General features: G+C 36.4%; 4 protein-coding genes and 1 pseudogene. All 5 read left to right on the forward strand.

The features are described from left to right. Nucleotides 1–495 (forward strand): annotated as a pseudogene (locus GMD1S_RS12280) (peptidase); the annotation flags it as partial. Nucleotides 496–621: 126 nt separating this feature from the next. Further along, a complete protein-coding gene (locus GMD1S_RS06925) occupies nt 622–1,164 on the forward strand; it encodes a ClbS/DfsB family four-helix bundle protein (RefSeq protein ID WP_001137896.1) in 543 nt (180 codons plus the stop codon). A gap of 284 nt (nt 1,165–1,448) precedes the next feature. Continuing rightward, nucleotides 1,449–1,952: a hypothetical protein gene (locus GMD1S_RS06930; protein ID WP_000504319.1), complete on the forward strand. Its 504-nt coding sequence runs from the start codon at nt 1,449–1,451 to the stop codon at nt 1,950–1,952. An 85-nt stretch (nt 1,953–2,037) separates the two neighbouring features. Then, nucleotides 2,038–2,454, forward strand: coding sequence for an immunity 70 family protein (locus GMD1S_RS06935; RefSeq protein WP_000110626.1), 417 nt, complete (start codon nt 2,038–2,040; stop codon nt 2,452–2,454). Between the two features lie 66 nt (nt 2,455–2,520). After that, complete coding sequence (locus GMD1S_RS06940; RefSeq protein ID WP_000120618.1) at nt 2,521–3,213, forward strand: YjjG family noncanonical pyrimidine nucleotidase; 693 nt, start codon at nt 2,521–2,523, stop codon at nt 3,211–3,213. Nucleotides 3,214–3,340: the final 127 nt, after the last annotated feature.

Raw genomic sequence — 3,340 nt, forward strand, 5'->3', positions numbered from 1 at the left:
CTCTATTTGCATGATCCAGCTGGTTTTGCCTGTATGAAGGTTGCTTTTAATGACATTTTAGAAGCTTGGAAGGCAGAAGCTATTGACTATAAGCGTGGAGCATACTCCATGTGGGGAAATTTTAAGAAGGTCAAGAGTCCTAGTCAAACTCAAATCTATCAAGAAACGGCGAGGATTATGAGATCCAGATATCTGGATGGACAAAGTAATGTCTTGGAATGTTATGCAAAAGCAGTTGCTGAAAACGGCTTAAATACGGAGCAAAAGCAATTGCATCAGTATTTCAGCTTTAAACTTGCTGCTGTTCGAAATCTCTATCTCAGTAAATTCTTAAAAGACCATGATCCCGAAGGGGCAAGATTAAAAGAGGAATTGGCTTCTTTATTTGGTCAAGCTCACCTTTCGTGTTTAAAAGAAGATTACCAAGAATTAGCCCACTTGCTCTATCAGATAGCTGAAGTGGATGGTCGTTTTAGAGATTTATATGTAAAGTAGTGACTATAAGCATAAAAAAATAGTTAGTAAAAGCAGCTTTTCGTAAAATGAAGAACTGCTTTTTGATTATGGTATAATGAAGTAAGAAAATAGCTTATTCTAGTTGAAGATGAAGGGAGAACTCCCATGCCTAGACCAAAAACGAAAGAGGAGCTAGTGTTAGCCTCTAAGGAAAACTATGAAAAGCTCAATCACCTTATATCTAAATTAAGTGAAGAGGAGCTACGGATTCCTTTTGATTTTTCAAAAGACAAAAAGAAAAAAGAAGCTCACTGGAATAGAGATAAAAATCTACGGGATGTTTTGATCCATCTATATGAATGGCAGCAATTACTTTTAACTTGGGTACATTCTAATCAAAAAGGTCAAGAAAGAACTTTTCTCCCTGAACCTTATAATTGGAAAACTTATGGGGAAATGAATGTCGCTATTTGGAAGAAGCATCAGAAAACGTCCGTAGAAGAAGCGACCAAACTCCTCAATCAATCGCATAAAAAGGTTTTAGAGTTAATGGAAGGCTTCAGCAATGACGAATTGTTCACAAAAGGTACCTATAAATGGACGGGTGGGACAAGTCTAGGTTCCTACTTTGTCAGTAGCACCTCCAGTCACTATGACTGGGCTCTGAAAAAACTCAAAGCTCATCAGAAAAATTGTAAGAAACGTTAATTGAAGAGTTTATGAAGGTTGGAAAATCTTCTTCTAAGCTTCGAATAGCTTAGTTCTCGTGATTTTTGAGCTCTTCTAGCTTTAGAATCCTTCAAAAATTAAAATTTAAAGCTGTCATAGACTTAGAATAGATCTAAAAAATATATACAAATGCAATTCTAAACTTAGAATTGAATTTATATTAAAGTGATTATACTGTTCGATACTTAGAATGACTTGATTCTGAGAAATGTTGACTAGAAAATGGATCGAATGGCTTTTTTCTGATATAGGATGATAGATAGATGGGTGAGATGATGAACATACAAAAAGAGAAAGTTAGAAAAGAGTTGATGTCCCTCTGTTTGGGAGAGTTCACAGCCGTCCTATCTATTTGGTTTTGTTTTTTCCTTTTGAAAAATAGGCTTGGTGATTGGAATGGTTTGATCTCTATTCTTCATCCGTTGTCTTTACTGACATTTATTTTGCTTCAAGGTTCAATCTATTGGGCGATTTTGATTAGAAGACTCTCGAAACCTCAGTTCGGAAGTGAAAATGTCCCTAAACTATATGGTGTGCTCAGAATACTAGACCTCGTTTTACTTATTTCAGGCTTTCCTTTTATTGTCTGGAATGCACAGAGTGTCCTAGTGACTATCTTAGCCACGTTGATACAGCTTTTTGCCCTTATCGAATGGGTTAATTATTTCCTCCTACGCCTATCTTATAGTTTGAACCCTCTTGTTTTATGGAAACGAATTACCAAGGGAAAACTTGAAAAAAGCAGAATAGCCAAGGAGTTGGGGTAGGGGGAATGAATGTATGTTTTAGATACTATCAATATAAAACTTTAGTTGACGTTAAATAATATTAAAAATGAGTAGGAGAATATCTATGTCTGTAGGGTTAATGGTTGGTTATAATTGGTGGACTATAGGAGAAGGGAGTCTTTTTAATTCATTCTTTTCGACTATTTATGTTCGCTTAGAGAATAATGAGTGGGGAAGTAGATACCCAGTAATAATGAATAAGCTTTACTGGGGAGATGTTCCTTTTGAATCTGTTGAAAGAGGAATAGCTGAGTTGGTATCTATCCAAGAGGAGTTGAAAAAATTTCTCCCTCAGGATGTTATATGGGATTTTGAAGATTTGTCACTCACTCCTCCTTGGGGAAATAATATCGCAGAGCATATAACAAATTTATCACATTATTTCATAACGAGTTCCGGAAAAGATTTAATAGAAGTTTTGCTGACTAGTTTTAGATTTGCACTTGAGCACGGTCAAAATGTGAGTGTAAAAAGTATTTGAAACTCAATAAATCAAAGGTTCATTTATGCTATAATGTTCTTAATGAATTTTCAGAAAGGAAACTCAATGTCCTACAAATTTCTACTTTTCGATCTCGATCACACCTTGCTTGATTTTGATGCTGCTGAGGATGTGGCACTGACGCAACTTTTAAAAGAAGAAGGAGTTGCAGACATTCAAGCCTATAAAGACTATTATGTTCCTATGAACAAGGCTCTCTGGAAGGACTTGGAACAAAAGAAAATCAGTAAACAAGAACTGGTTAACACGCGCTTTTTACGTTTGTTTGCTCATTTTGGACTGGAGAAAGACGGTAGGTTACTTGCTCAGCGTTACCAGTTTTTTCTAGCCCAGCAAGGACAAATCCTTTCGGGAGCTCATGAACTTTTGGACTGTCTCATTGAGCGTGATTATGAGCTGTACGCTGCGACAAATGGCATTACTGCTATTCAGACAGGTCGTTTGGCTCAATCAGGTCTGGCTCCCTATTTCAACCAAGTCTTTATCTCCGAGCAGTTGCAAACGCAAAAACCTGATGCACTATTCTATGAAAAAATTGGTCAACAGATTACTGGATTTTATAAAGAAAAGGCCCTTATGATTGGAGATTCTCTAACCGCCGACATTCAAGGTGGCAATAATGCTGGTATTGATACTATCTGGTACAATCCCCATCATCTGAAAAACAAGACGCAAGCCCAGCCGACTTATGAAGTTCATTCTTACCAAGATATACTGGATTGTTTGGATACTATGTAGTACTTTTTCTAAGAGGGGATGATATGGAAACTAAAGTCATTGAAGAGATTGACAACTTACTAAATCTCATAGAGCAGTATCAGTTAAAAGGTGTGGTTGCTCAAGTAAATTCGTTAAAAGAGTTAAA

This window comes from Streptococcus sp. GMD1S (assembly GCF_000296875.1).
Lineage (GTDB): Bacteria > Bacillota > Bacilli > Lactobacillales > Streptococcaceae > Streptococcus.

Coding starts and splice junctions, on each gene's coding strand:
- GMD1S_RS06925 (WP_001137896.1), top strand. CDS start 622: ATGCCTAGACCAAAAACGAAAGAGGAGCTAGTGTTAGCCTCTAAGGAA.
- GMD1S_RS06930 (WP_000504319.1), top strand. CDS start 1,449: ATGGGTGAGATGATGAACATACAAAAAGAGAAAGTTAGAAAAGAGTTG.
- GMD1S_RS06935 (WP_000110626.1), top strand. CDS start 2,038: ATGTCTGTAGGGTTAATGGTTGGTTATAATTGGTGGACTATAGGAGAA.
- GMD1S_RS06940 (WP_000120618.1), top strand. CDS start 2,521: ATGTCCTACAAATTTCTACTTTTCGATCTCGATCACACCTTGCTTGAT.